Annotated in this window: 23 protein-coding genes and 1 tRNA gene; 15 read left to right on the top strand and 9 right to left on the bottom strand. The window is 71.7% G+C overall.

What is annotated here, in order from left to right:
* Nucleotides 1-26 precede the first annotated feature (26 nt).
* Together ABD340_RS22735 and ABD340_RS22730 are read right to left on the bottom strand one after the other, a co-directional pair.
* A tRNA-Lys gene (locus ABD340_RS22735) sits at nt 27-102 on the bottom strand.
* Between the two features lie 57 nt (nt 103-159).
* Complete coding sequence (locus ABD340_RS22730; protein ID WP_344591419.1) at nt 160-1,431, bottom strand: cytochrome P450; 1,272 nt, start codon at nt 1,429-1,431, stop codon at nt 160-162.
* A gap of 24 nt (nt 1,432-1,455) precedes the next feature.
* Between ABD340_RS22730 and ABD340_RS22725 the strand changes: the two genes are divergently transcribed.
* Both ABD340_RS22725 and ABD340_RS22720 read left to right on the top strand, forming a co-directional pair.
* Nucleotides 1,456-1,869, top strand: coding sequence for a PaaI family thioesterase (locus ABD340_RS22725; protein WP_344591415.1), 414 nt, complete (start codon nt 1,456-1,458; stop codon nt 1,867-1,869).
* Nucleotides 1,870-1,880: 11 nt separating this feature from the next.
* Nucleotides 1,881-2,567: a dienelactone hydrolase family protein gene (locus ABD340_RS22720; RefSeq protein WP_344591414.1), complete on the top strand. Its 687-nt coding sequence runs from the start codon at nt 1,881-1,883 to the stop codon at nt 2,565-2,567.
* On the opposite strand, the gene ABD340_RS22715 is transcribed toward ABD340_RS22720, so the two are convergent.
* Together ABD340_RS22715 and ABD340_RS22710 are read right to left on the bottom strand one after the other, a co-directional pair.
* Nucleotides 2,527-3,438, bottom strand: coding sequence for an ADP-ribosylglycohydrolase family protein (locus ABD340_RS22715; protein ID WP_344591412.1), 912 nt, complete (start codon nt 3,436-3,438; stop codon nt 2,527-2,529). The genes ABD340_RS22720 and ABD340_RS22715 overlap by 41 nt on opposite strands.
* A gap of 25 nt (nt 3,439-3,463) precedes the next feature.
* Nucleotides 3,464-6,229, bottom strand: a complete 2,766-nt coding sequence (locus ABD340_RS22710; RefSeq protein ID WP_344591411.1) for a helix-turn-helix transcriptional regulator — start codon at nt 6,227-6,229, stop codon at nt 3,464-3,466.
* Between the two features lie 112 nt (nt 6,230-6,341).
* Between ABD340_RS22710 and ABD340_RS22705 the strand changes: the two genes are divergently transcribed.
* Entirely contained in the window at nt 6,342-7,418 is a 1,077-nt protein-coding gene (locus ABD340_RS22705) for an alkene reductase (RefSeq protein ID WP_344591410.1), read from the top strand.
* A gap of 300 nt (nt 7,419-7,718) precedes the next feature.
* On the opposite strand, the gene ABD340_RS22700 is transcribed toward ABD340_RS22705, so the two are convergent.
* Entirely contained in the window at nt 7,719-8,213 is a 495-nt protein-coding gene (locus ABD340_RS22700) for a C40 family peptidase (protein ID WP_344591409.1), read from the bottom strand.
* Nucleotides 8,214-9,177: 964 nt separating this feature from the next.
* On the opposite strand from ABD340_RS22700, the gene ABD340_RS22695 reads away from it, so the two are divergent.
* From ABD340_RS22695 to ABD340_RS22680, 4 genes are all read left to right on the top strand, one after another.
* A complete protein-coding gene (locus ABD340_RS22695) occupies nt 9,178-10,485 on the top strand; it encodes a family 1 glycosylhydrolase (protein ID WP_344591408.1) in 1,308 nt (435 codons plus the stop codon).
* Between the two features lie 107 nt (nt 10,486-10,592).
* On the top strand, nt 10,593-10,988 hold the full coding sequence (locus ABD340_RS22690; protein WP_344591407.1) for an SCO5389 family protein: 396 nt from the start codon (nt 10,593-10,595) through the stop codon (nt 10,986-10,988).
* Nucleotides 10,989-11,755: 767 nt separating this feature from the next.
* Nucleotides 11,756-12,529 carry an SDR family oxidoreductase gene (locus tag ABD340_RS22685; RefSeq protein ID WP_344591405.1) on the top strand — a complete coding sequence of 258 codons (774 nt, stop codon included), beginning with the start codon at nt 11,756-11,758 and terminating at the stop codon, nt 12,527-12,529.
* A 7-nt stretch (nt 12,530-12,536) separates the two neighbouring features.
* Nucleotides 12,537-13,301 (top strand): crotonase/enoyl-CoA hydratase family protein, encoded by a 765-nt coding sequence (locus ABD340_RS22680; protein WP_344591403.1) that lies wholly within the window; start codon nt 12,537-12,539, stop codon nt 13,299-13,301.
* A 65-nt stretch (nt 13,302-13,366) separates the two neighbouring features.
* Here the strand turns inward: ABD340_RS22680 and ABD340_RS22675 are convergent, their stop codons facing one another.
* Nucleotides 13,367-14,755: a pyridoxal phosphate-dependent decarboxylase family protein gene (locus tag ABD340_RS22675; RefSeq protein ID WP_344591401.1), complete on the bottom strand. Its 1,389-nt coding sequence runs from the start codon at nt 14,753-14,755 to the stop codon at nt 13,367-13,369.
* Between the two features lie 91 nt (nt 14,756-14,846).
* On the opposite strand from ABD340_RS22675, the gene ABD340_RS22670 reads away from it, so the two are divergent.
* Nucleotides 14,847-16,214, top strand: a complete 1,368-nt coding sequence (locus tag ABD340_RS22670) for an aminotransferase-like domain-containing protein (protein WP_344591400.1) — start codon at nt 14,847-14,849, stop codon at nt 16,212-16,214.
* 7 nt (nt 16,215-16,221) lie between these two features.
* Here ABD340_RS22670 and ABD340_RS22665 read toward each other — a convergent pair whose 3' ends face one another.
* Entirely contained in the window at nt 16,222-16,665 is a 444-nt protein-coding gene (locus tag ABD340_RS22665) for a hypothetical protein (RefSeq protein WP_344591398.1), read from the bottom strand.
* A gap of 624 nt (nt 16,666-17,289) precedes the next feature.
* Here ABD340_RS22665 and ABD340_RS22660 point away from each other — a divergent pair.
* The 6 genes from ABD340_RS22660 to arfB all read left to right on the top strand — a co-directional run bounded on the left by ABD340_RS22660 (nt 17,290) and on the right by arfB (nt 22,482).
* Nucleotides 17,290-18,012 (top strand): response regulator transcription factor, encoded by a 723-nt coding sequence (locus ABD340_RS22660; RefSeq protein ID WP_344591395.1) that lies wholly within the window; start codon nt 17,290-17,292, stop codon nt 18,010-18,012.
* Nucleotides 18,012-19,478, top strand: coding sequence for a sensor histidine kinase (locus tag ABD340_RS22655; RefSeq protein WP_344591393.1), 1,467 nt, complete (start codon nt 18,012-18,014; stop codon nt 19,476-19,478). The genes ABD340_RS22660 and ABD340_RS22655 overlap by 1 nt, the downstream gene beginning before the upstream one ends.
* Nucleotides 19,479-19,688: 210 nt before the next feature.
* A complete protein-coding gene (locus tag ABD340_RS22650; RefSeq protein WP_344591391.1) occupies nt 19,689-20,723 on the top strand; it encodes a S1C family serine protease in 1,035 nt (344 codons plus the stop codon).
* Between the two features lie 232 nt (nt 20,724-20,955).
* Nucleotides 20,956-21,474, top strand: a complete 519-nt coding sequence (locus ABD340_RS22645; protein ID WP_344591389.1) for an SRPBCC family protein — start codon at nt 20,956-20,958, stop codon at nt 21,472-21,474.
* Complete coding sequence (locus tag ABD340_RS22640; RefSeq protein WP_344591388.1) at nt 21,471-22,010, top strand: TetR/AcrR family transcriptional regulator; 540 nt, start codon at nt 21,471-21,473, stop codon at nt 22,008-22,010. The genes ABD340_RS22645 and ABD340_RS22640 overlap by 4 nt, the downstream gene beginning before the upstream one ends.
* 46 nt (nt 22,011-22,056) lie before the next feature.
* Nucleotides 22,057-22,482 (top strand): alternative ribosome rescue aminoacyl-tRNA hydrolase ArfB, encoded by a 426-nt coding sequence (gene arfB, locus ABD340_RS22635; RefSeq protein WP_344591386.1) that lies wholly within the window; start codon nt 22,057-22,059, stop codon nt 22,480-22,482.
* A gap of 114 nt (nt 22,483-22,596) precedes the next feature.
* Here arfB and def read toward each other — a convergent pair whose 3' ends face one another.
* Both def and ABD340_RS22625 read right to left on the bottom strand, forming a co-directional pair.
* On the bottom strand, nt 22,597-23,127 hold the full coding sequence (gene def / locus ABD340_RS22630; protein ID WP_344591384.1) for a peptide deformylase: 531 nt from the start codon (nt 23,125-23,127) through the stop codon (nt 22,597-22,599).
* 85 nt (nt 23,128-23,212) lie between these two features.
* Nucleotides 23,213-24,457 (bottom strand): DivIVA domain-containing protein, encoded by a 1,245-nt coding sequence (locus ABD340_RS22625; protein WP_344591382.1) that lies wholly within the window; start codon nt 24,455-24,457, stop codon nt 23,213-23,215.
* A gap of 307 nt (nt 24,458-24,764) precedes the next feature.
* Here ABD340_RS22625 and ABD340_RS22620 point away from each other — a divergent pair, with 307 nt between their 5' ends.
* Nucleotides 24,765-25,292, top strand: a complete 528-nt coding sequence (locus ABD340_RS22620) for a gamma carbonic anhydrase family protein (RefSeq protein WP_344591379.1) — start codon at nt 24,765-24,767, stop codon at nt 25,290-25,292.
* Nucleotides 25,293-25,509 lie beyond the last annotated feature (217 nt).

Below are 25,509 nucleotides of genomic sequence, written 5' to 3'. Positions count from 1 at the left end.
CTGGGTGTGTTTGCCCAGGTCAAACGTGGTGGGTCGCGTGGGACTCGAACCCACAACCTACGGATTAAAAGTCCGGAGCTCTGCCAATTGAGCTAGCGACCCGCAGGGACAGGGTATCGAGATCGTCGGTCGGTTCGCATCGGGGTTGTTTGGGGCGGCTCAGCGGGAGATGTGGAGGGGGAGGTGCTTGAGGCCGTTCTGGAAGTTGGAGGCCAGGCGGATCGCGGGGGCGGTGCGGACGATCTTGAGGGGGAGGAGCTCGCGGAAGATGGCGCGCATCTGGACGCGGGCCAGGTGGGCGCCCAGGCAGAAGTGCGGGCCGAAGCCGAAGCTGACGTGGTCGTTCGGGGTGCGGGTGATGTCGAAGGCGTCGGGGGAGCGGAACACGGTCTCGTCGCGGTTGGCGGAGGCGTGGTAGACGACGACCTTGTCGCCCGCCTCGATCTTCTGGCCGGACAGTTCCAGGTCGGCGGCGGCGGTGCGGCGGAAGTCCATGACCGGGGGCCAGTAGCGGAGCATCTCCTCGATGGCGGTGGGGAGCAGGGACGGGTCGTCGCGGAGCCGGGCGTGTTGGTCGGGGTGCTCCAGGAGGGTGAGAAGGCCGCCGGGGATGCCGTTGCGGAGGGTCTCGTTCCCGGCGACGGCGAAAAGGAAGAACATGTTCTCGAATTCGGCGTCGGTGAGGCCGCCGGTGAGCATGCGGGACATGACGTCGTCGCCCGGGTCCTTGCGTTTGGCGTCGGCCAGGGCGTGGGCGTAGGCGAACATGTCGCGCAGGGCGGCACGGGAGCGGGGGTTCATGGGACGGCCGTCACGGCGCAGGGTGGGTTTCCGCTGGACGGCGGCGCGGCCCATGGGGCTCAGGGAGGCGGCGTCGGCCGTGGCGAGGCCGGCGTACTCGGCGTCCTGGTAGCCGATCACCCGGGACGCCCAGTCGTACAGGAGGCGGCGGTCCTCGGACGGGACGCCCATGATGTGGGCGAGCGTCCAGACGGGCAGGTCGGCGGCGACCTCGACGAAGTCGATCTCGCCGTCGGCGGCGGCGACGAGGGTGCGGGCGCGGTCCGCGATGGTGGACTCCAGGGCCCGGACGGCGCGGGGGGTGAACGCGGCGGCGACGATGCGGCGCAGGCGGGAGTGGCCGGGCGGGTCCTGGTTGAGCATCATCGCGCGGACGAACTCCAGGTCCTCCGGCGTGTCGGGGTCGCGGATCTGGGTGGCGCCGCGGTTGGAGGAGAACAGTTCCGGCGTGCGGAGCACGTGCTTGACGTCGGCGTGCCGGAAGACCGCCCAGTAGCCGGGGCCGGCGGGCCAGGGGCCGACGGGGGGTTCGGGGATCCGGCAGACCGGGGACTGCGCGCGGAGCCGCCGGTATGTCCCGTAGGGGACGCCCGAGGCGTAAGTGGCGGGCAGAAAGATCTCCTCACGCATGGCTCCAGCGTGCATCATGGCGGGGTGACGGTGAAGCCCGAGGACGGCGACAGGATTCTCCGCGACAACTTCGCACCGTGGGTGCTGGATCTGGGCCTGCGGGTCGAGGAGGTGGGGGAGCGGCGCGCGGTGCTGCGGCTGCCCTGGTCGGACCGGCTGGCCCGGGAGGGCGGCGGGATGTCCGGCCAGGCGCTCATGGCGGCCGCCGACACCGCCATGGTGATCGCGGTGTCGGGGGCGCGGGACGGGTTCGTGCCGATGACGACCGTGCAGCAGAACACCACGTTCCAGCGGCCGATCGTGGGCCGGGACGTGCTGGTCGCGGTGCGGATCACCAAGCTGGGCCGGACGCTGGCCTTCGCGGACGTTACGATGACGGCGGAGGGCGAGGAGGAGCCCGCCGCCCACGCCACCACCGTTTACGCGGTCATGGGTTGATCAGGAGAGTCATGTCGACACGTACGGTCGTCGTTCCGGACGGCGAGTTCGCGCTGCGCGTCTGGGGGACGGAAGGGCCGGGGATCCTGCTGGTGCAGGAGATCTACGGCGTGGGCGCCTACATGGAGGCGGTGGCCGAGGACCTGGCCGCGCTGGGGTACGTGGTGGCGGCGCCCGACCTGTTCTGGCGGATTCGTCCAGGGTGGGCGGCCGCGCACGACGAGGAAGGCCTGAAGGCGTCGCTGGAGCTGGCGTCGCAGTTCGACGCCGAGAAGGGGCTCGACGACCTGGAGGCGTCGCTGGAGGCCTTGCGTGGGCTTACGACGGGTGGCGTTGGCCTACTGGGCTTCTGCTTCGGGGGGACGTTCGCGTACCTTCTCGGCGCGCGCGCAGACGACCTGTCCGCAGTGGTGTCGTTCTACGGGTCGGGCGTCCCAGACCAACTGGGGTTGCTTGACCAGATCGAGTGCCCGCTGCAGTTCCACTTCGGTGGGTCCGACCCTTACATCGCTCGCGAGAAGGTCGCGGCCGTGGAGAAGGCTGTGGAGGGACGCGCGAACGTGGAAATGCACGTTGAGGAGGACGCGGGCCACGCGTTCCACAACCGCAAGGCGCCCATGTTCTACAACCCTGAGGCCGCTGCTCGTGCGTGGCGTCTCACTGAGGAGTTCCTGGCCCGTCACCTGCCCACGAAGTAGCCACCCAGGAGGGGAGCGGCTCGCACGCCTCAAGCCATCTGGGGGGCAGGTCGGTGCGGGTGGCGACTATGCCACCGACTATCGCGCAGGTGGTGTCGACGTCTCCGCCTGCTGCGGAGGTCGTCCAGAAGGCGTTCTCGTAGTCGTCCAGGTGCCGGGCAGCGGCCCACAGGGTGTAGGGGACGGTGTCGTGGGAGGCGACCTGCCTCCCGTTGCCGAGCACTGCGGCCGCCGAGCCGGGGTCGCGGATGGTCAGGAGTTTCCTGGCCTCCAGGATTCCTTGGCGGACCTGGGTCGCCGGTACATGTTCCAGCACCCGGTCTAGGAAGACGCCCGGGGCGAGCCGTTCAGGGGTTGATGCGGCGATCGCTGTGGCCACGGCAACGGCGATCGCTCCCGCCACGGCCTCCGGGTGTGGATGCGTAACGGAGGCGGACAATTCTGCTTGCCGGGCCGCTTCGCCTAGGTCGTCCGCGTACCAGGCTCCCAGTGGCGCCACGCGCATTGCCGCGCCGTTCCCCCAGGAGCCCTGCCCGTCGAACGGTTCGCGCGCGAGTTCACGCCAGTCGCCGCCCTCCCGGACGAGCCGCAGGAGGCGGTTCGTGGACGGCCCGTACCCGCGGTCGAAGTCATGGCGGTGGGCGAAGCCGGCGGCCAGGGCGTCCTGGTCGATGGTTCCGTGCCGGGCGAGGACGAGCAGCACCGAACAGGCCATCTCAGTGTCGTCGGTCCACTGCCAGGGCGCGGGTGGGAGTTCTCGCGTCTCGAACGCGGCACGGTTGGCGGGGACGAAGAACTGCGAGCCGAGCGCGTCCCCCAGCGCCAGGCCGAGAAGCGAGGCGCGGGCGCGCTCGATGCGGTCAGATGTCATTGCCCGCAATTGTGCCCGGCCCGCTCTATGTTCCGCGCAGCCGCGACAGCTCCCTGCGGGAGGACACGCCCAGTTTCGGATACGCCTTGTAGAGGTGGTACTCGACCGTGCGCGGGCTGAGGAACAGCTGGGCGGCGATCTCCCGGCTGCTCACGCCGTCCGCGGCCAGCCGCACCACCTGCAGTTCCTGCGGCGTGAGCCGGTCGAGCAGGCCGGGCCCCTGGCCTGCGCCGGCGCCCTCGCCGGTCGCGCGCAGCTCGGCGCGGGCCCGGTCGGTCCACGGGACGGCGCGGAGCCGTTCGAAGATCTCCAGTGCGGAGCGCAGCGGGACCCGGGCCTCGGACCGCTGCCGCGCCCGCCGCAGCCACTCCCCGTACAGCAGCTCGGTGCGGGCCTTCTCGAACGGCCGGCCGCCGGGGCCGGCCTCCCGCGCCGCACGCTCGTGCAGCTCCAGTGCCCGCTCGTACGCCGTGCGCGCCGCTTCCTCGGTGTCGTCCAGGAGCGCCTGGCAGCGCAGCGCGACGGCGTGCGCCCAGGTCTGCCGGCCGGCCTCGGCCCAGGCACGGAGCCGGTCTGCGGCGGGCCGGGCACTATCCGGCCGGCCCGCGCGCACGGCCGCCTCCACCTGGTCGGCGGCCGAGAGCATGACGTCGGCGGTGGGCCGGTGCGGGTCGCGGCCGATCTCCTCCAGCCGCCGCAGCGCCTCGTCGTACCGGCCCAGGCCCAGGTCCAGCAGGGCGAGGGCGCCCGCGGCGAGGGCGCCCGCGGCGAGGGCGTCGGACGGGCCGGGCGCGGTGCCGGTGAGCTCGCGCAGCCGGGCCTCGTCGCCCTCGATCGCCGCGATCCTGGTCAGGACGAGGCCGAGCCGTCCGGCGCGCCGTTCGAAGCCGGTGGCGCGGGCCAGGCCCATCGCCTCGGCCACGGTCGCCTCGGCGTCCTGATGCAGTCCGGCGGCGATCTGCGCCTGCGCGAGGGCCTCCAGGACGCTGGGCAGCGCACCGACCAGGCCGTGCCGGCGGTAGTGGGCGGCCTCGGCGGAGGCCAGGCGCAGGGCGCTCGCGTCGTCCCCGATGATCAGGGCGGCCAGGGTGACCTGGACGGCGTGCGCGTGGTCGTCCACGGAGGTGCGGGAGGCGGCCGGGGCCGCGGCCGCGGCGGGCCGGGCGGCGGCGACGACCTCGGCGAGCAGCGGGAGCCCTGCGGCGTACTCGCCGTCGACGAGCCGGGCCATGCCCTGGACGGCCCGGTCCGGGGCCGGCAGCAGCTTCGCGGCCTGGCACAGTACTGATGTCTCACCGCCCATCCAGGCATAGGCGGCGGCGGTGCGCAGCAGGGCGGCGTGGTCACCGTCGGCCCCGCCCGGTGCGTGCGCGACGTGGTCGGCGAGCATCCGTGCCGCGGCACGGGGGTCGCCGCGTTCGAACTCGACCGCCGCGCGGACCCGTACGAGCCGGTCGTACTCGGCGGGGTCGTCGGTGAGCCGCTCGGCCGCGCGGACCAGGTCCTCGGCGTCCCCGACGGCGCCGGCCTGGAGCGCCGCGGCCGCCGCCGCGCCCAGCCGGCGGGCCTGCGCGGCGGGAGCGGGGGTGAGGTCGGCGGCCTGCCGGAAGAGCCGGGACGCGGTGCCGTAGCCGGTGCGGTCGCAGGCCCGCTCCGCCGCGCGCTCCAGCCCGGCGGCGATCTCCTCGTCGGGCCGGGTCGCCGCGGCCGCCCGGTGCAGCGCGTTGCAATCGGGCTCGTGGGAGGCCGCGGCCAGCGCCCGGTGGGCCTCCAGCCGCTGGGTCAGCGGCGCGCCCTGGTACACGGCGGAACCGATCAGCGGGTGCCGGAACAGGATGGAACGGCCGGTGATCTGCACCAGGCGGGCCCGTTCGGCCTCGTCCAGGTCGTCCAGACTCACGCCGAGACGCTCGGCGGCGGCCAGCGCGTTGGCCATGTCGCCGCGCCCTTCGGCGGCCACGATCAGCAGCATCCGCCGGGTCGGTTCGGGCAGCCGGGCGATCCGGTCCTGGAACGCGGAGGTGACGCGGTCGGCCAGCGGCAGCGGCCCGGTCACGGCGGATCCCCGCGCCCGGGCCGCGCCGAACTCGATCACCGCGAGCGGGTTGCCCGCCGATTCGCGGACGACGCGGTCGCGGAGCGGGGGCGGCACGTCCTGGTGCCGGGCCAGGACCCGTTCGGCGTCGGCGGGCCTGAGCCGTTCCAGGCGCAGTTCGTCAAGGCCGCCTGCTGTGAAGCCCTCGTCGCGTGCGGCGAACAGCATCACCACGCCTTCGGCCGCCAGCCGCCGGGCCGCGAACAGCAGCGCCTCCGTGGACGCGGGGTCGAGCCACTGCGCGTCGTCGACGAGGCACAGCACCGGCCCCGTTTCGGCGAGGTCTGCCAGGAGGGTGAGGACGGCCAGCCCAACGGTGAAGCGGTCTCGCCCGCGCGCGCTTGGCCCGTTGGGAGGCGGGGTGAGGCCGAGGGCGCCGCGTAGTGCGGAGCCTTGGGGCTCAGGCAGATTGTCCAGGCGGTCTCGTACGGGCCACAGCAGTTGGCTGAGGCCGGCGAAGACGATGTTCCCCTCGGCCTCATAACCCGTGGCGCGCAGCAATAGTGCGGCGTCGTGCCGCATCGGCGGGGTCCGGAAACTCGACCAGGGCCCCTCTTCGACGATCCAGTCGAGCAGCGCGGACTTGCCGATGCCGGTCTCGCCGCGGATGACCAGGGCACGGCTGCGCCTCGACTCGCGCGCCTCGCCGATCAGCCGCGCGAGCCGCTCCTGTTCTGCGTCACGCCCGTAGAGCACCCCTCCAAACTACGGGGCCCAGTACCGAAACCTTACGGATTCGGTGGGCTCGTCCCTGTTCGTACGTTCATGCCAGGTACGTGAGCTACGACCTTTGGACCGGGAGCGTGTGATGAAGGAACTGTTCGAGCCGGTGAACGTCGGGAAGCTGGAGCTGCCCAACCGGATCCTCATGGCCCCGATGACGCGGAGCAGGGCGCCCGAGGCAGGCCAGGTGACCGACCTGACGGCGGAGTACTACACGCAGCGCGCCGGGGCCGGGTTGATCATCGCGGAGGCCACCCAGCCGAGCGAGCTCGGCCAGGGCTACATATGGACGCCCGGCCTGCACTCCGACGGACAGGTCGCCGCCTGGCGGAAGGTCACCGACGCCGTGCACGCCGAGGGCGGGCGCATCTTCGTCCAGCTGATGCATGCCGGACGGATCGGCCACCCGAGCCTCTACCCGGACGGAGCGCTGCCGCTGGCCCCCTCGCCGATCGCCTCCGGCGAGCAGCTGTTCACCCCCGAGGGCATGCTGGACCACCCGGAGCCCCGGGAGATGACCCTGGACGACATCGCGCAGGCGATCGAGGACTACGTCGCCGCGGCGCGCAACGCCATCGACGCGGGCTTCGACGGCGTCGAGGTGCACGGCGCGAACGGCTATCTGATCAGCCAGTTCCTGGCGGACGGCACCAACCGGCGCACCGACGCCTACGGAGGCGGCATCCCCAATCGGATCCGCTTCGGCGTCGAGGTGGCGCGGGCGGTCGGCGAGGCCATCGGCCCGGAACGGGTCGGCTTCCGCGTCTCCCCCGGAACCACCGCCAACGGCGTCTCCGAAAGCGACCCGGAGGAGCTCTACACGGCACTGCTGCGCGCGCTCGGCCCACTGGGTCTGGCGTACGTCCACATCATGGAAATGGGCGACCGGGAGCTGACCAGGCGACTGCGCGCGGAGTGGCCCGGCACGCTGCTGCTCAACCCGCACCCGAGGCCGGACGCGTTTCCGGCCCGTCCCGAGTACGGGGTGGACGCTTTGCGTGAAGGCGTGGCCGATGCCGTGGTCTTCGGCCAGCTGTGGCTGGCCAACCCGGACCTGCCCGCCCGCATCAAGGCCGGCGGCCCCTACAACGAGGCCGACCAGTCCACCTTTTACGGAGGAGACCACACCGGCTACACCGACTACCCGTCCCTAGAAAGCTGACCCGACGTGCGGACCGAAAGCCGAAGCGACGACCACGTCGTCAAGCCGACGGATACTCCGCTGCTGCGCCGTGCGGCCCGCGGTGCGGCCGAACCCACCGGCGGCGACGAACCCTGAGTGGCACTGGGGCGGCGAGCTCGTCCCGCTCACCCCGGCCGAACTGCGGCTGCCGCTGGGGGAGACCGTGGCCGAGTCCGCCGCACCCTGCGAGTGCGCGCCGTGGGCCCCGGCATGGCCCGGGCCCACGGCGCGGTCGTCCGCGCGTCTGCGGGGGGATGCGTGCTACGCGGCTCGGCGTACTCAGTAGCCGGGGCGGACGCCCCCCTTGAAGTTCCGCTTGTAGTCGCGGTTGAGCTTGATCTTCTTGACCTTCTTGCCCGAGCTGGGCGCGTGGATCATGTAGCCCTTTCCGACGTAGATGCCCATGTGGCTCTTGCCGGAGTAGAAGAACAGCAGGTCACCCTTGACGGCGCCCTTCCAGGACACCTTGTGCTTCACGGCCTTGTAGATCTGCGTGGTGGTGCGCGGCAGCTTCACGCCCGCCTTGCGCCACGAGCCGCCGGCCAGTCCGGAGCAGTCCCACGAGCCGGGGCCGGTGCCGCCGTAGCGGTACCGGTCGCCGATCTGCTTGTAGGCGTAGTTGACGGCCTTGGCCGCGCGCTGCTTCTGCTTGGCCTTCCGCGACTGGGAGATCTTGGCCTGCGCGCTCACCAGCGTCATCTGCGCCTGCTGCCGCGGAGCCGCGGCAGGGGCGGGGGCCGCGGGTGAGGTGCGGGGCGCGGCGATCGCGTTCACGGGCCCGGCCGCCAGGAGCGAGGCTCCGAGTGCGGCCGTCCCGCCGAGTACGGCGACGCCTCCGGTGAACGGCGCGAACTTTCGGGGGACTTCGGTCTTCGAGGGGTTACGGGACGTACTCAGGACGGCTCCTGACCTCGCGGGTGGTGCCTACCGGGCAGCGCGCACCGCGGGCGGGGACTCCGCTCGGCGGTGGGGCTGCCGCGCTTTCCGGCACAGCGGGGCCCCAGGGGTCGTGGAGGGGGGCGCCGATGGCCTTGGGCGCTTTCCGGCTCCGTGCTTCTCGTCTGCACGGACGCGGCGGCCGGACGCGCGGAGGGGGTGCATCGCGGCGGATGGGGCAGGCGAGCCCTGGAGGGACAGGCGTGCCTCGCCGTGACCGCGCGTCGGCTGAATGTTCTGTTATCTGGGCGGCTTCTGTGCCGCTACGGAACGGCTTGAAGGTAGCCACGGATCTCGGCGCCCGGCAAACCCCGTGGTGATCGAACCGGGTGGACGGGGGTCCGCGGAAATGGTCCTCGCTGGGCGCTGCCAGCGCTTTTCCGGTAAACGATCGAGAAAAAGTGATGTGGGTCACTATTGGCGTCGGAGTGCTATTTCGCCCCCCGCGGGGCTGCTTTCCCGTGTCGGGTTTGACGGAGAATGGCGGTGATTCGTCGCCCTTTGGGGTCGAGTCATCATCACTTGGCGTTATTGTCGCGACACATTCCGATAATGCGTATTTAGCGTTTTGTGATCATCGGCACATTGGCATCTCGAGGCCGAAGGTGGGCGTGCGGACGTTTCCGGGGGTGCGTGAAGGCGGAGGTCTGGCCGGATCCGGCCATCGCCCCGTCCTTGACGGGAGCCTCTCCCCCACCTGTTATCCGAATAATCTTCACGTTTGCTCCGGGAGGGAGACACCGTGTTCGGAAGGGCCGGTCGACCGCGCACCTCGCACGCACGTTCCGTCCTCGCCCACCTCGTGTCCGCCACACTGACGGCGACCGCCGTCCTGGCGGCGACGTCGCCCGCCGCCGGCGCCGCGCCACCGCCCCCCGCCGTGGCCAAGTTCCCCGCCGGCTTCATGTGGGGCGTGTCCACCTCCGGCTTCCAGGCGGAGGGCTCGTTCCCCGACAGCAACTGGACCAGGTACGCCGAGAAGAAGGACCCTTACAACGACTCGGTGGACTTCCGGAACCGCTACCCCGGCGACGTCAAGCTGGCCCGCGGACTCGGCGCGAACGTCTTCCGCACCTCCCTCGAATGGGCGCGGATCGAACCGCGGCGCGGCGTCCGGGACGAGCGGGAGCTGGCCTACTACGACGATCTCGTGCGCCGGATCAAGGCCGCCGGCATGCGTCCCATGCTCACCCTCGACCACTGGGTCTATCCAGGCTGGGTGGCCGACCAGGGCGCCTGGGACGACCCGCGCACCTCGTCCGACTGGCTGCGGCATGCCCGGTTCATGGTCGAGCGCTACCGCGGCCAGGGCGTCATCTGGATCACCTTCAACGAGGCGAGCCAGTACATCTTCAACGAGACGGTGTCCCGTCCGATGAACCCGGCACAGCTGTTCACCATGCGGGACGCGCTGATCCGGACCCATCGCGCCGCCTACGACATGATCCACGAGGTCGATCCGGGCGCTCCGGTGTCCAGCAACGTGGCCTACGGCTCGATCGTCAACGGCCTGTTCGACGCCGCGCTGTTCAACGAGGTGACCGACAAGATCGACTTCATCGGGATCGACTACTACTACGGCGCGAGCCTGGAGAACATCAGCGCCGTCCACGCGCTGACCGGGGAGTTCTGGAAGATCGACCCGGAGCCGGACGGACTCTACTACGTCTTGAAGAACTACCAGCGCAGGCTACCCCACCTCCCGGTCTACATCGTGGAGAACGGCATGGCGACCGACGACGGCAAGGCCCGTCCCGATGGCTACGGCAGGGCCGACCACCTCCGCGACCACCTCTACTGGGTGCAGCGGGCGATCGCCGACGGGGTGAAGGTGATCGGCTACAACCACTGGAGCCTGACCGACAACTACGAGTGGGGCAGCTACCGGCCGCGGTTCGGCCTCTACCGGGTGGACGTCCTGGGCGACCCGTCGCTGGAGCGCAAGCCGACCGAGGGCGTGGCCGCCTACCGATCGGTGATCGCGAACCGCGGAGTGCCGTCCGGGTACGTGCCGGTGCGCAGGCCCGCGTGGTGCTCGGTCGAGGACCCGGTGGCGACCTGCTTCGGCCGCACCCCCACCCCGCCCGCACCGTATCGCGCCCTCTACTGACGGGAACGGGCGGGAATCTCCCACTTCCACGCTATGGAATGAATATCATTTTCGTGCGAGCCTGGTCCCTGACCGACCACACGGAACGGTGAGAGGGGAGAACGGTCATGTCCTTGACTGTCGACGGCCGGCTGCTGGAGCAGGCGCAGCGAGGGGAGGTGGACGACGCCGCGTTCGTGGCGTGCGTGCGCGACTCGCTGCCGTACGCCTGGCAGGTCATCGGCGAGGTCGCCGCCCGGACCCGGGCCTCCGGCGACGGCTTCGCCGACAACCGGACGCCGCCGCCTGACGAGCGGTCGCGCGGGGAACTGCTGCGAGCGCTTGCCAGCGACGCGATGCGCGGCGCACTTGAACGCCACTTCGGTGTCCGCTTGGCGTTCCAGAACTGTCACCGCGTCGCGGCGTTCGCGCCGGACGCCCCGGGCACCGCCGAGCGCTACGCGGAGTTCGTGTCGCCTCGCGCGCAACTGCTCAACCAGTCCCCGGAACTCGTGGACTGCTGATCGTCCGGCCCGCACGTGCCGTCCGGCCCGGCCAGCGTCGCCGGTCCGGACGGCACCCGGCCGTCCCCTGAACCGGTGGGCCGGACGCCGCCGGTCCGAACGGCACCCGGCTGCCCCCTGAGCCGCCGGGCTGGACGGTATCTGGCCGTTCCCTGAGCCGGAGGCCGACGTCCTTCATCGAGGACGTGCGGCGTCGTCCCGGCTGGCACCGGCCCGCTGTCCGCGTGGCGCCGCGTCCCCGGCCGGGCTGTGTCTTGCCGCTCTCGGGTTCTGATCGCCCCGCTGTTCGGCCTCACCCACCGCCGCGCTCCCTCCGACGCGTCGCCAGGGAGACGTCCTACTCCCCGTACGCCTACGCGTTCCTCACGTTGCCGGTGAGGCTCGGCTCCATCGAAGGGGGGATTGTTGTGAATGCCCCGTCCACCAGGTCAGGGCGATCCGAGAATTCGGGCCATCCGGTCACCCCGGCCGCTGCGAATACTCCGGGGGACCAGGCACGGTTCCCCACCCCGCGCGTCGACGTCCGAGGAGCGGCGCCGCGTCCGCGGGATCGCGGCTGCAGGAGGGGGCGATCCCGCGGACGGTTCATCCGGCCCGGCGGAGCAGGTTGGGAACTGCGTGCTCCGCCGGGCCGCCCGCGTGTCCGCGCGCGTCCTGGGTAGGGCCGACTCTGTGCGGGCGGTTCGAGGGGTGAACGTGACCCGTACGGTGACGCCTGGGTAACATCGCCCCGAACCACATTCGGTCCCTCACGTAAGGTGCTGCGCATGGACCTGAACGGAGTTTCCGCCGTCGTATCCGGCGGTGCGAGCGGGCTCGGCGAGGCCACCGTCCGCGCCCTGGCCGCCGACGGTGTCAAGGTGGTGGTCGCCGACCTCAACGAGGACAAGGGCAAGGCGCTCGCCGACGAGGTCGGCGGCGTCTTCGTCAAGACCGACGTCACCGACGAGGCCCAGGTGCAGGCCGCCGTCCAGGCCGCAGTCGACACCGGCGCCCCGCTGCGCGTCATCGTCAACAGCGCCGGCATCGGCTGGGCCTCCCGCACCGTCGGCCGCGACGGCGCCCCGCACGACCTGGGCTCGTTCGAGACCGTCATCCGGGTCAACCTGATCGGCACCTTCAACCTCATGCGGATCGGCGCGGCCGCGGTCGCCAAGACCGACCCCGCCGACGAGGACGGCCTGCGCGGCGTGGTGATCAACACCGCGTCGGTGGCCGCGCTGGAGGGCCAGACCGGGCAGGTCGCCTACTCGGCGTCCAAGGGCGGCATCGTCGGCATGACGCTGCCCGCCGCCCGCGACCTGGCCGCCGTCGGCGTCCGCGTCAACACCATCTGCCCCGGCATCATCGACACCCCGATCTACGGCCAGGGCGAGGCCGCCGACGCGTTCAAGGCCAAGCTGTCGGCGCCGGTGCCGTTCCCCAAGCGGATGGGCCGGGCGGACGAGTTCGCCCACCTGGTGAAGTCGCTGATCGAGAACGACTACATGAACGGCGAGACCATCCGGTTCGACGGCGGCATCCGCTTCCAGCCGAAGTGAGGCATTCATGACCGACGCGGTTCTCACCGAAGAGGACGGCGCCGTCCTCGTCATCACCATCAACCGTCCGGAGGCCAAGAACGCCATCAACGGCGTGGTCGCGCAGAGCATCGCGGCCGCGATGGACGAGCTGGACTCCCGCAAGGACCTGTCGATCGGCGTGCTCACCGGCGCCGGCGGCAGCTTCAGCGCGGGCATGGACCTAAAGGGCTTCCTGACCGGGGACAACCCGATCGTGGAGGGCCGCGGATTCGGCGGGATCGTGGAGCGCCCCTCGGCCAAGCCGCTGATCGCCGCGGTCGAGGGCTACGCGCTGGCCGGCGGCTGCGAGGTCGCGCTGAGCTGCGACATGGTCGTGGCCTCCCGGGACGCCCAGTTCGGGCTGCCCGAGCCCAAGCGCGGGCTGGTCGCGGCGGGCGGCGGGCTGCTGCGGCTGCCGCAGCGGATCCCTTTCCACATCGCCATGGAGATGGCGCTCACCGGTGACAAGTATCCGGCCGAGCGGATGGCCGAACTGGGTTTCGTCAACCGGCTCACCGAACCGGGCCAGGCGCTGGCCGCCGCCAAGGATCTGGCGCTCAAGGTCGCCGAGAACGCCCCGCTGGCACTGGCCGCAACCAAGAAGATCATCGTCGAGTCCCCGGACTGGGACACCGCGGAGGCGTGGAAGAAGCAGGGCGAGATCACCCTGCCCGTCTTCACCTCCAAGGACGCCCAGGAGGGCCCGGCCGCCTTCGCCGAGAAGCGCAGGCCGGTCTGGAAGGGCGAGTAACGATCGAGGACGCCCGGAGCCGCGAGGTCTCCGGGCGTCCCCTTCCGAACGCACCGCTAGTCGGCTCACAACTTGTGCAACGCGGCTTGCAGTGCCGCGGCTACCCGGCCGGTGTCGGTTTCGGTGGTCTGCCAGTTGCTGAAGGCGGCTCGCAGTGCGGGCACGCCGTCGAGGACGGTGGGAGTGAGGAAGGCCTCGTCGGCCATCTGCTCGGTTAGTGCGGTGAGCCGTTCGGCGGTGGGGTCGTCCGCGAGGGTGAAGCAGACGACGTTCAGGCGGACCGGTGCCAGGAGCCGCAGGCCGGGGATGCCGTCGACGGCGTCGCCCAGGGCGCGTGCACATCCGATGCACCTTTCGGTGATCTCGCGGTGGCCGTCCCGCCCGTAGGCCCGCAGGGTGAACCACGTGGCGAGGGCGCGCAGGCGACGGGAGTTCTCCGGGGTGAGGTGGGCCATGTCGGGGGTGTCTCCGAGCGGGCCGAGGTAGGCCGCCGCGTTCTGGAAGACGCTCGTCTGCAGGTCCGGGCGGCGGGTGAACTGCACGGCGCTGTCGTAGGGGACGTTCAGCCATTTGTGCAGGTCGACGCATATCGAGTCGGCCAGGTCGAGGCCGTCGACCAGGTGCGCGTGGTCGGGGGACAGGGCGGCGAAGGCGCCGAAGGCGGCGTCCACGTGCAGCCAGAAGGGGTAGCGCTCGCGCAGCGCGGCGATGCCGCGCAGGTCGTCGAAGTCGACGGTGTTGACGGTGCCCGCGTTGGCGACCACGATGCACGGGCCGTCGGCCTCGCCCTCGGCAAGCGCGTGCTCCAGCGCCGGCAGGTCGACGGCTTCCCGTCCGGGTCGGGTCGGCACACTGACCATGGCCCGGCGTCCCAGGCCGAGCATCGACAGGCCCTTGGGCACGCTCGAATGCGCCGCTCCCGACAGCACCCGTACTGCGCCGAGCGAGCCGGCTCCGTGCTCGGCCGGTGAGACGCCCCGCTGTTCTCCGAGCCATTCGCGGGCGATGGCGAGCCCGACCGTGTTGGACATGGTGGCGCCGCTGACGAAGGTTCCGTGCTGCCGGTCGGACAGGCCGAACAGGGAACGCAGCCAGCCGATCGTCTCGCGCTCCAGGTGCTGTCCCGCTCCGTCCAGGGACGAGAAGGCGTTCTGGTCCCACGTCGAGGTCAGCCAGTCGCCGGCCAGCGCGGCCGGCGTCACCCCGCCGGTGACGAATCCGAGATAGCGCGGTCCGGCACTGGCCGACAGCACCGGCTCCCAGCGAGCGGCGAACTCGTCCAGCGCCGCCTGCAGCCCTGCCCCCTGCACGGAGAGGGAGGCCGGCTCCGGCAATGGCGCCGCGGGGACGACCTCCTGTTCGGCGATCCGGGCGAGCACGTCGGCGGCGTGCTGCCGGACGGTCTCCAGCAGGTGCGGCAATCCGTCGCGGTCAGTGGCGAGTCGCGGGTGCATGGCATGCCTCCGTTCGTGTCGTGTGATCACGACCGTATGGAGCCTGCCGGTCCGGTGCCTGGTCCAATCCTGGGAAACTGGACCAGTGCGAATGGGAGACGACCAGCTGGTGCAGGCCCTCGGGCCCTGGCGGAATACCGGGGCGCCGCTCAGCGCGGCGCTGGCCCGTGCGATACGGGAGGCGCTGCTCGACGGCCGCATCCGCGCCGGGAGCGAGCTGCCCGCCGAACGCCGTCTGGCCGCCGCGCTGGGGGTGAGCCGTGGCACGGTGACGGCCGCCCTGGAGCGGCTGCGCGATGCCGGATGGGTCCGCACCCGGCACGGCAGCGCCAGCACGGTGCGGCTCCCCGCGGCCGCGGCGGAACGGATCGCCCCCCTCTCGGCGACCGGGGAGACCGGCTCCCTGGTCGACCTGCGCCGGGCCGTTCCAGCCGCGCCGCAAGAGCTCTACCTGGAGGCGACGAGGCGAGCCGTCGAGCGGGCTGGTCCCTTGCTGGCCGAGCATGGCGAACCAGGGCCGGGCATCGCGGAGCTGCGTGCCGCGATCGCTGCGAAATACAGCCGTGAGGGCATCGCGACACTGCCCGAGCAGATTCTCGTCACCAGCGGCACACGGGCCGCACTGGCCCTGCTCGCGGCACACCTGCGGCCCCGCGTGGCGGTGGTGGAGGTCCCCACGTACTTCGATGCGCTCCGGGTGCTGCGCGCTTCCGGAACGAGGCTGGTGGGCTGCGGGGTCGGCACCGACGGCTGGGACCTGGACCAACTGCGGGACGCCTTCGCGGCCGCGCGCGGCCATCTCGCCTACCTGGTGCCCGACTTCCACAACCCGACGGGAGCGCTGATGCCCCCGCACACCCGCCGGGCCGTGGCCCGGCTCGCAGCCGAGCATCGGGTGACCCTCGTCGTGGACGAGACCATGCGCGACCTCGATCTGCGCGACCGGCCGGACCCCGCGCCCCGGATACGCGGCGCGCTGCTGATCGGCTCGACCAGCAAGTCCATCTGGGGCGGCCTGCGCATCGGCTGGATCCGGGGCCCTGCCTCGTTCGTCAGGGAACTGCAGGACCATCCTCTGGCCGGGCCACTGTCCGCGCCCCCGATGCAGCAGCTCGTCGCCACCGAACTGCTCGGTGACCTGGAACCGGTGCTCAGACGACGCCGACAAGAGTTGCGCCACCAGCGCGACCATCTCGGCGACCTGCTCGCCGCCGACGGCCGTTGGCACTTCACCCTCCCGGCCGGCGGGCTCGCCCTGTGGCTGCGGCTGACCACCGCCCTCGCCGACACCATCGTCGAACGAGCCGGCAGGAACGGGGTCGCACTCGCGGCAGGCCCGCGCTTCGCGGCCGACGCCACCCTCGTCCACCATCTGCGCGTGCCCTACACCCCGCCCCACCGCGTACTCGATCAGATCGCCGCCGTCCTCGACGACGCCTGCCGAGACCGAGCACCGTGACACCTCCTCAGAGTGCGGTCGGGCGGTGGTTCAGGAGGACGTCGACGATCTCTTCGGATGAGGCCGACTCCAGCTCGGGGGATGGCCAGAAGATCAGATCGGTCGGTGCCGGATGGATCGTGTTGGTCTTCAGAACCAGCACATACCAGTCCTGGTCCGGGGGCGGGCATGTGCGGATCCGGTGGACGATCTCCACGAGCTCGTCCCGCGTGATGTCCGGAACCCGCGGATGCCTCGGCCGCGCCGCCCGGGTGGCGGCCGCCTCGCGCGACTCCGCGCCCCAGTACTCGAAGAATTCCCCGTAGTCGTGGCCGGTGGCCTGCTGGAACGCGGCCATGGCCGCTCGGGCGTCGTCCCCCCTCAGAGCTGCGATCCTGTCGATCTCACGGCCCAGGTCCTCGATGTGCCGGGCGCTGACTCGCGGGGGCAGCAGTTCAGGACGCAACTCCATTCGCGCATCCTCTCAAGGGTCGGCGTTACGGCGGGTGGGGGTGAGGGCATGTTGGTGCTCACTGGCAGGCTTTCTTAACCGCCGCCACGTTGATGGCGATCACTCCCGGGGCCAATCAGCTGCTCTCGTTGCGTAACGCACTGCCGCAGGGCGCGGCGGACGCGCTGGGAGTTGACTCGCCAGGAGTTCTGGGTGGCCCTGACCAACCCGAAGGGGGCGGAAGGCGCGGTCCCGGCGCAACTGCTGGTACTGGGCGGCCTGTGCCAGGAGGTCGAGGCCCTGGCCGATCTCATCGGCCTCTGTCCAGACCGGCCAGGCCTGCTGGACGGGTCCCGCGCCGGCGGTCGGGACGGTGTCGGTGGTGTAGATGGGGATCACCGGCCCATCATCGGGCCGAGGGCCGAGGGCCGAGGGTGGCCAACGTTCGTGGCGTGCGCGCCGCGGCAGGGGTTCAGGATGTAGGCTGATCATGTCGGCGAGTGGGGAAGCTCGTTCGGCCGGGGCGGCCCGTTCTCTTCGGAGGACGGGCCGCTTCGTCGTTGCTAGGGAAGGCTCAGTGGGTATTCAGGAGGCTTTCAGGAAAAGGTGGCAGCCTCTAGGAGTATGGCGGAGGGGGACTGGGCCTTGGCGGAACGTACGGTGCAGGCCAGGAAGGCGTCGGAGGGGTTGCTGCTCGTCGTGGAGGACGAGCCCAACATCCTGGAGCTGCTGGCCGGCAGCCTGCGCTTCACCGGCTTCGAGGTGATCACGGCGACGAACGGTGCGGACGCCGTGCAGGCCGCGCGGCGGCGCCGGCCCGACCTGATCGTGCTGGACGTCATGCTGCCCGACATCGACGGTTTCGACGTGGCCCGGCGGCTGCGGTCGGGCGGTGATCACACGCCCGTGCTGTTCCTCACGGCGCGGGACGCCGTCCAGGACCGGATCAAGGGGCTGACGATCGGCGGTGACGACTACGTCACCAAGCCGTTCAGCCTGGAGGAGGTCATCGCGCGGATCCGCGCGGTGCTGCGGCGGTTCCGCGGCGGCGCGCAGGAGCCCACGCCGCGGATGGTGTTCGCCGACATCGAGCTGGACGAGGACAGCCACGAGGTGTGGCGCGGCGGGAAGCCGATCCAGCTGTCGCCGACCGAGTTCAAGCTGCTGCGGTACCTGATGGCCAACGCGGGGCGGGTGCTGTCGAAGCCGCAGATCCTCGACCACGTGTGGAACTACGACTTCGGCGGGGATGTCGGGATCGTCGAGTCCTACGTGTCGGCGCTGCGGCGCAAGGTCGACAACGCCGAGCCGAGACTGATCCACACCCTGCGCGGTGTCGGCTACGTGCTGCGATTGCCGCCGGGCTGATGGCCTTCCAGGCGTTGCGCGCTCTCCCCGGGCGTACACCGCTGCGGCTCAAGCTGATCGCGGGCATGCTCGTGCTGGTCGCGCTGGGCATGACGGTCATGAGCGGGGCCGGGGTGTCGGTGCTCAGCCAGTACCTGGTGGGACGTTCCGACGCGCAGCTCCAGGACACCATGGAGCAGGTGGTCAAGCAGGTCGTCCCGCAGATCGGCAGGACCGACATCCTCCGGCTGCGGCTGCCCGGTGAGATGTACGTGCTGGTGCAGGGCGCGGACGGGCGGGGGCGGCAGAGCATCGGGGCGCTCAACGAGACCGGCAGCCCGAAGGTGCCCGCCGACCTGGAGAGGCGGCCGGGCGAGCCGTTCACCGTGCCGGGCCGCGGCGGTTCGGGCGCGGACTGGCGGATCCTCGCGCAGCCGCTGCCCGGCGGCGGGATCCTCGTCCTCGGGCTGAGCCTGGACGAGGTGCGCCGCACCGTGAACCAGCTGGTGGTGATCGACGTGATCGTGGGCCTGCTCGTGGTGACCATGCTCGCCGCCGTCGGGGTCTGGGTGGTGCGGGCCAGCCTGCGCCCGCTGGCGGCGATCGAGCAGACGGCCGGTGCGATCGCGGCCGGCGACCTGGCGCGGCGGGTGCCCGAGGCGGATCCGCGCACCGAGGTGGGGCGGCTCGGCCGTTCGCTCAACAGCATGCTCGCGCAGATCGAGTCGGCGTTCGGCGCGCGTGCCGAGTCGGAGGCGGCGGCGCGGCGGTCGGAGGAGACCGCGCTGCGCTCGGAGGAGCGGATGCGGCGGTTCGTCGCCGACGCCAGCCACGAGCTGCGCACCCCGCTGACCGCGATCCGCGGCTTCGCCGAGTTCTACCGGCAAGGCGCCGCGCGGACCCCGGAAGAGGTGGACCGGCTGATCGGCCGCATCGAGGAGATGGCCGAACGGATGGGCCTGCTCGTGGAGGACCTGCTGCTGCTCGCCCGGCTCGACCAGCAGCGGCCCATCGAGAAGCGGCCCGTGGACCTGCTGGCCGTGGCGGCGGAGGCCGTCCAGGAGACCCGGGTGGTCGCGCCCGACCGCTCGATCGAGCTGGAGGTCGAGGGCGGCGTGGCGTACCAGGTGGTGGGGGACGAGCCGCGGCTGCGCCAGGTGCTCGGCAACCTGCTCACCAACGCGATCACGCACACCCCGGAGGGGACGTCGGTGACGGTGCGGCTGAAGCCCGGTTCGCTGGGCGAGGCTCCCGCGGTGGTGTGCGAGGTGGCCGACGAGGGGCCCGGCCTGTCGCCGGAGCAGGCGGAACGGGTCTTCGAGCGGTTCTACCGGGCCAACCCGTCCCGTTCGCGTGAGGACGGCAGCACCGGGCTCGGCCTGGCGATCGTGGCCGCGCTGGTGGGCGCGCACGAGGGGAAGGTCGAGGTGGACTCGGCCCCGGGCGAGGGCGCGGTGTTCCGGGTGATCCTTCCGCTCGCCGGCTGAAACGTGCGGGGAGCCTTGATCACGGATTCAGGGGCCTCTCAGGTTCGTGGGTTCGACTGATCGGCACAGGGCGCCCCCCGGGCTCGCGCGGGGGCGGGCGCCCTGGCCAGCCTCTCGGTCATTTCCGGCATTCAGGGGACTTTCAGGTTGGTTCCAGGTCGGTTGCAGATCCGCTGGACATTCTGAGGGTGAGAGATTCAGGGGGTCCGAATGAACGCCGAGCAGCCGAACCAGAACCCGTACGGGAACCGGCACCCTTGGCAGGCGGGGCCGGGGCCGGAGGACGTCAGAGTCGCGGGCGCTCCGGGAGCGGGAGTACCGGGCGCCTCGGGGGCGCCCGGTGCTCCGGGCGCCGCGCCTGGAGGGTACGGCGGGTGGCCGCCGCCCCCGCGGCCCGGCGACCCGTACCTGCCTGCGCGGACGGGCTGGTCGGTGCGCCGCAAGATCGCCGCGGCGGGGGCGGTGGTGGCGCTCGCGCTGGGGGCCGGGAGCGTCGGCGCCCTGGCCGCGGTGGAACTGGCGGGTGCGGAGGCCGGGACGTCGTCCCCGACGGCGGTGTCCGGGGTGGGCACGGGCGCCACGGTCGCGCAGGTGGCGGCCGCCGTGCAGCCGAGCGTGGTGTCGGTCGAGACGCGGGCGCAGGCGGGTGAGGGCGGGGGCTCGGGCGTGATCCTGCGTTCGGACGGCACGATCCTCACCAACGCGCACGTCGTGCAGAACTCGGACCAGATCACGGTGCGGTTCAGCGACGGCAGGACCGCCCCGGCGACCGTGCTGGGCGCCGACCGGTCCAAGGACGTGGCCGTGATCAGGGCGTCCGGGGTGTCCGGGCTCAAGCCCGCCACGCTCGGGAACAGCGGCTCGCTCGCCGTCGGCGACACCGTGCTGGCGGTGGGCAGCCCGCTCGGCCTGGAGGGCTCGGTGACCTCGGGGATCGTCAGCGCGCTGGGCCGGGAGATCCAGGAGGGCGGGCAGCAGCCCGACTCGCAGCTGCCGCCGTACCTGCGCGAGCGGGTCTCGGCGCAGCAGAGCACGGTGATCAAGAACGCGATCCAGACCGATGCCGCGATCAACCCCGGCAACTCCGGCGGGGCGCTGGTGAACGGGTCGGGGCAGGTGATCGGGGTCAGCACCGCGATCCTGACCTCGGGCAGCGGCTCGGGCAACATCGGGCTCGGCTTCGCGATCCCGATCAACGACGCGAAGCGGGCGGCCGACTCGATCATCGCAGGCGACGGTCTCTGACGGCCCGTCCCGGGCGGCCGGGACGGACCGCAGGGGCGAATGAACCCGCTGGTGGCGGGGCCGCGGTAAAGGCCGGAGGGGGTGTGCCGCGGCGGTCAGGGGAGGCGGCGGCCCGGTGATCTCCAGGGGGTGGGATCACCGGGCCGCCGCCATTCGCCGTTCCGGAGGGCTTGCACGGCTAACGCCGTTAGCCTTACCGTAAGGCTAACGCTGTTAGCCAGGAGGTTTCGACATGCCGCTCCGTGCCACCCTCATCGTGATCCTTGTCGTGCTGGTCGCGCTGCCCGCCGCCGTGTACATCAAGACGCTGGTCTCCCCGCGACGGCTGCGGCACGAGATCGAGATCGACGCCGCCCCCGACCGGGTCTGGGCGGTCCTGGCCGACCTGCGCGCCTACCCCGAGTGGAACCCGTTCATCATCAGCTCCGAGGGCGAGGTCCGGAAGGGCGGCAAGCTCACCAACAAGCTGTCGAACAAGGGCGGCACCATGACCTTCTCGCCCACGGTCCGCGTCGCCGAGCCGGGACGGGAACTGCGCTGGCTCGGCCGCTTCGGGGTCCCCGGCGTGGTGGACGGCGAGCACTACTTCACGCTGGAGCCGATCGGCGACGGGACCCGTACGCGGCTGGTCCAGGGCGAGACGTTCACCGGCGTGCTGGTGCCCTTCGCCGGAAAGGCCCTGGACGTCCAGGACGGTTTCGCGGCAATGAACGCGGCCCTGAAGGCGAGGGTTGAGAAGATGGGCCGGTGACCAAACGTCAACCGGCGCTCACGCCGCTGACACCGCGGGCGGCCGAGATCGTCTCGGCCGCCCGCGACCTCGTGGAGGAGAGCGGCCCGGAGGCCCTGACCATGCGGGTCCTGGCCGAGCGCATCGGCATCCGCGCGCCCTCGCTCTACAAGCACTTCCCGGACAAGACGGCCGTCGAGGCGGCCCTCATCGAGCGGGGCCTGGCCGAGCTCGGTGCCGCCATGCGCGCCGCCCTCGCCGCCGAACGGCCCGTCCTGGAGCTGCTGCGCACCTACCGCGCGCAGGCCCTCGCCAACCCCAACCTCTACCGGTTGAGCACCAAGGGGCCGCTGCCCCGCGAGCGCCTGGCCCCGGGCCTGGAGGACTGGGCGGGCGAGCCGTTCTTCCTCGCGGTGGGCGAACCGTACCTGGCCCAGGCGCTGTTCGCGTTCGCGCACGGCATGGTGATCCTGGAGATCGACCGCCGCTTTCCCGAGGGCTCGGACCTGGACCGCACCTGGGCCGAGGGCGCCCGCGCCTTCACCGCCGGCTCCTGAGGAAAACGATGCGACATGATCGCGCGACGGCAGGGATAATCGGGGCATGCCCGGCGACATCCATGTGCGCGGCTCGGTCTCCATCCCGGAGTCCGAGCTGGGCTGGCGTTTCTCCCGTTCCTCGGGGCCGGGCGGCCAGCACGTCAACACCAGCGCCACGGCGGCCGAGCTGTCGTTCGACGTCGCGAACTCTCCGTCGCTGCCCGAGCCCTACCGGCGGCGCGCGCTGGAACGGCTGGCAGGACGCCTCAACGACGGCGTCCTGACGATCCGGGCCGAGGAGTACCGGTCCCAGGCGCGCAACCGTGACGCCGCCCGCGCGCGCTTGGCCGCGATCCTCTCCGAAGCCATCGCGCCACCGCCCAAGAAGCGCATCCCCAAGAAGATCCCGCGCGGCATCAACGAGCGCCGCCTGGAGAACAAGCGCCGCCGTTCCGACATCAAGAAGCAGCGCTCGAACCGCTGGCACTGACGCTCCCGGTCGAGGCCCTGTTCCGGTCACTCTCAGCGCGGTGGGAGGGGCCAGGCCCCAGGACGGGCGGCTCGACCAGCAACCGCGGTCCATGTAGCGGGGCGACGGATCCCTCTACAGCTTCGCGGTGCGGATGGCTCGCATGGCCTCGCGGCGGGCTTCGCCTGAGAGAACGTCGATGTAGACCTCGCCCCGCAAGTGGCCGCACTCGTGCTGGAGGCAGCGGGCGAAGTAACCGGTGCCCTCGACGCGGACCGGCTCGCCCTGGATGTCGACGCCCTCGACCACCGCGAGGGCGTGGCGCGCGGTGGTGAAGTGGTGGCCGGGCAGGGACAGGCAGCCCTCCGGCTCCTCGAGGAGTTCGCCGTCGGCGGCGACGAGCGCGGGGTTGGCGACGTGGCCCACGTGGCGGCGGCCCTTGTCGTCCTTGCAGTCGTAGACGAACAGCTGGAGCGGGACGCCGATCTGGTTGGCGGCGAGGCCGGCGCCCTGCGCCTCGTACATCGACGTGAACATGTCGTCGACGAGCCGTTCCAGAGAGGCGTCGAACGAGCGGACCGGATCGCACTCGGTGCGCAGGACGGGATCGCCCAGCATTCGGATCGGCCGTGGGGTGCCGCGCCGTTCCCGAACCGCCTCGCTCATGGCCGAGATCCTACAAAGCGAGTGCGGTGCCCGGCGAACCGCCGGGCACCGCACTCGGATGCCAACGAACCTCCGTGCCGGACGCTCAGCCGGGCTCGCCCGGGCCGCGCCCGGACGGCGGCAGCGGGCCGTCGGACGGCTCGTCCAGGTCAGCGGCCTTGGGCTGGGACGGCGCCGCGGGCGCCGGCTTGTCGACCATGGTGGGCTCGGGCTCGGGCTTCTTGACCGCCGGGTGCGGCTGGCCGGGTCCCGAGGGCGGCGCCCCCGGACCGGTGGCGGGCGCGGACGGTGCGGACGGCGCGGGGCCGGCGACGGACGGTGCGCCCGGCGTCGGGGCGGCGTGCTTGGGCGCCGAAGGCGCGGCGGGTGCGGCGGGTGCGGCGGGTGCGGCGGGCTTGGAGGCGCCGACCGGGGTGGACATCGGGGCCGGTGCTCCGGCGGGCTTGGCGGGAGCCGGAGCGGCCGGAGCCGGGGCCGGAGCCGGGGCCGGAGCCGGGGCCTGGGCGGGAGCCGGGGCCTTGGCGGCGGGGGCCGGCGACGGTGCGGGCGCGGGCTGCTTGCGCTGCGGGGCCGGGGCGGGCTGGACGGGGCCGGAGTGCTGCTTGACCGCGTCCTCGACCATCTTCTCCAGCGGCCCGGCCTCGTTCTCGGCCGTCAGCAGCCGGTGCAGGGTCTCGCTGATCTCGGTCAGCCGCTGCAGCGACTGGGTGTGGTTCTTGGTGAGCTGGGTGAGCCGCTGGGTGGCGCCCTCGTTGATCACGCTGGCCCGGCGCTCGGACGCGGTGAGGGTGCGCTCGGCCTCCAGCCGGGCGCTGGTCACCGTCTGCTCGGCCTCCTGGGTGGCCGCGCTGAGGACGCTGTCGGACTCCTTCTTGGCCGCCGCCAGGACCTGCTCGGCCTTCTGCTCGGCCTGGGACAGGTCCTTGTCGGCGTGCGAGCGGGCCTCGTCGATGATCCGCTTGGACTCCTGCTCGGCGTCCTTGCGGATCTGCGCGCCCTTGGACTCGGCCTCGGCCACCTTCTCCTTGGCCTCGTCCTCCGCCAGGTTGATGATCTGGCGGAGCCGGTCGCTGAGGTCGTCTCCGGTGGGCTTGCGCGCCTCGCGGACCTCGGCCATCTCGCGGCGGGTGCGCTCGACGTCGTCGAGCGCGCGGGCGAGCCGGGTCTCCAGCTCGCGGATCTGGTTCTGGCTGCGGGCGATGTACTCGTCGACCTGGCGGCGGTTGTAGCCGCGCATGACGATCTCGAAGGTCTCCTCGCGGAGGAGGTTCGGCAGGATTTCTGCTTCGTTGCTCATGGTGCCTTGGGGGTCGTTGGCGGGGGTGATCACCCCGTCAGGGTCGGAGACAGCACAGCTCGTGCATCCTCGCCCGCGTGCCACGGCGGCGCGCGCCACGGTGGGCTGCACATCATCGGAAACGTCCAGGGTCGACTCTTGTCCGGTCCACCCCATTCGCGCAAGCGGAATGCCTGTTCCCGCTGCAGTTTCTTCGTCCACAGTGGGCCGTCAAGTCACCAGATTTCAGGAAATTTCGTGTCTGTCGCTGTGCGGCGGCCGACTCACTCCGCGGCCCGCGACGTCCGGTTTCCCGACCCGCCGCCGCGCCGTTCCGCCGGCCGGTCATACCATCGGCGCCATGAGCTATGTCGGGTCTTTGGGCGAGAACGGGCCGCGCATCCATCCCGAGGCGTGGGTCGCGCCGGGCGCGGTGGTGGTCGGCAGGGTGACGCTGGGCCGGGCCTCCAGCGTCTGGTACGGCTCGGTGCTGCGCGGCGACGACGAGGAGATCATCGTCGGGGACGAGTGCAACATCCAGGACCTGAGCTGCCTGCACGCCGACCCGGGCACCCCCGCGGTCCTGGAGGACCGGGTCAGCCTCGGCCACAAGGCCATGGTGCACGGCGCCCACGTGGAGACCGGTTCGCTGATCGGGATCGGCGCGATCGTGATGAACGGCGCCCGCGTCGGCGCCGGGACCCTCGTCGCCGCCGGCGCCCTCGTCACGCAGGGCAAGAAGATCCCCTCGGGCGTGCTGGTGGCCGGGGTCCCCGGGAAGGTCGTCCGGGAGCTCACCGACGCCGACCGCCTCATCCTGGAGCACACCGTGCCCAGCTACGTGGAAAAGGCCCGGCGCCACGCGAACGCGGAGTGGCGAACCACTTGAGGCGTCCGGGCGTCTAAGGGCGCCTGCGAAGCCCGGGGCGGAGGCCTTCCTTTGGGACATCGCGGATCCCTTTGGAAAGAAGGGCTTTGACCTGCACGTACGCGAATTTGTCGTGCTCGCGGGGAGTTCGGTCGGTCTTGGGCTGACTACGATGACCACGTGGTGTGGGGACCGGGCTATGGCAGTGCTCAGCCGCCCAGCCCCCCGAGGGGGGAAG

Origin of the sequence: Actinomadura vinacea (assembly GCF_039532545.1) — a bacterium.
Lineage (GTDB): Bacteria > Actinomycetota > Actinomycetes > Streptosporangiales > Streptosporangiaceae > Spirillospora > Spirillospora vinacea.
The sequence above is the reverse complement of the archived record's forward strand: the minus strand, read 5'-3'. Positions and strand labels throughout refer to the sequence as shown.

What these genes read in the sequence shown, in the direction of transcription:
- ABD340_RS22720 (WP_344591414.1), top strand. Translation starts at nt 1,881, where the DNA reads ATGTCGACACGTACGGTCGTCGTTCCGGACGGCGAGTTCGCGCTGCGC.
- ABD340_RS22670 (WP_344591400.1), top strand. Translation starts at nt 14,847, where the DNA reads ATGGGAGACGACCAGCTGGTGCAGGCCCTCGGGCCCTGGCGGAATACC.
- def (WP_344591384.1), bottom strand. Translation starts at nt 23,127, where the DNA reads ATGAGCGAGGCGGTTCGGGAACGGCGCGGCACCCCACGGCCGATCCGA.
- ABD340_RS22690 (WP_344591407.1), top strand. Translation starts at nt 10,593, where the DNA reads ATGTCCTTGACTGTCGACGGCCGGCTGCTGGAGCAGGCGCAGCGAGGG.
- ABD340_RS22650 (WP_344591391.1), top strand. Translation starts at nt 19,689, where the DNA reads ATGAACGCCGAGCAGCCGAACCAGAACCCGTACGGGAACCGGCACCCT.
- ABD340_RS22675 (WP_344591401.1), bottom strand. Translation starts at nt 14,755, where the DNA reads ATGCACCCGCGACTCGCCACTGACCGCGACGGATTGCCGCACCTGCTG.
- ABD340_RS22665 (WP_344591398.1), bottom strand. Translation starts at nt 16,665, where the DNA reads ATGGAGTTGCGTCCTGAACTGCTGCCCCCGCGAGTCAGCGCCCGGCAC.
- ABD340_RS22645 (WP_344591389.1), top strand. Translation starts at nt 20,956, where the DNA reads ATGCCGCTCCGTGCCACCCTCATCGTGATCCTTGTCGTGCTGGTCGCG.
- ABD340_RS22620 (WP_344591379.1), top strand. Translation starts at nt 24,765, where the DNA reads ATGAGCTATGTCGGGTCTTTGGGCGAGAACGGGCCGCGCATCCATCCC.
- ABD340_RS22655 (WP_344591393.1), top strand. Translation starts at nt 18,012, where the DNA reads ATGGCCTTCCAGGCGTTGCGCGCTCTCCCCGGGCGTACACCGCTGCGG.
- ABD340_RS22730 (WP_344591419.1), bottom strand. Translation starts at nt 1,431, where the DNA reads ATGCGTGAGGAGATCTTTCTGCCCGCCACTTACGCCTCGGGCGTCCCC.
- arfB (WP_344591386.1), top strand. Translation starts at nt 22,057, where the DNA reads ATGCCCGGCGACATCCATGTGCGCGGCTCGGTCTCCATCCCGGAGTCC.
- ABD340_RS22715 (WP_344591412.1), bottom strand. Translation starts at nt 3,438, where the DNA reads ATGACATCTGACCGCATCGAGCGCGCCCGCGCCTCGCTTCTCGGCCTG.
- ABD340_RS22705 (WP_344591410.1), top strand. Translation starts at nt 6,342, where the DNA reads ATGAAGGAACTGTTCGAGCCGGTGAACGTCGGGAAGCTGGAGCTGCCC.
- ABD340_RS22685 (WP_344591405.1), top strand. Translation starts at nt 11,756, where the DNA reads ATGGACCTGAACGGAGTTTCCGCCGTCGTATCCGGCGGTGCGAGCGGG.
- ABD340_RS22680 (WP_344591403.1), top strand. Translation starts at nt 12,537, where the DNA reads ATGACCGACGCGGTTCTCACCGAAGAGGACGGCGCCGTCCTCGTCATC.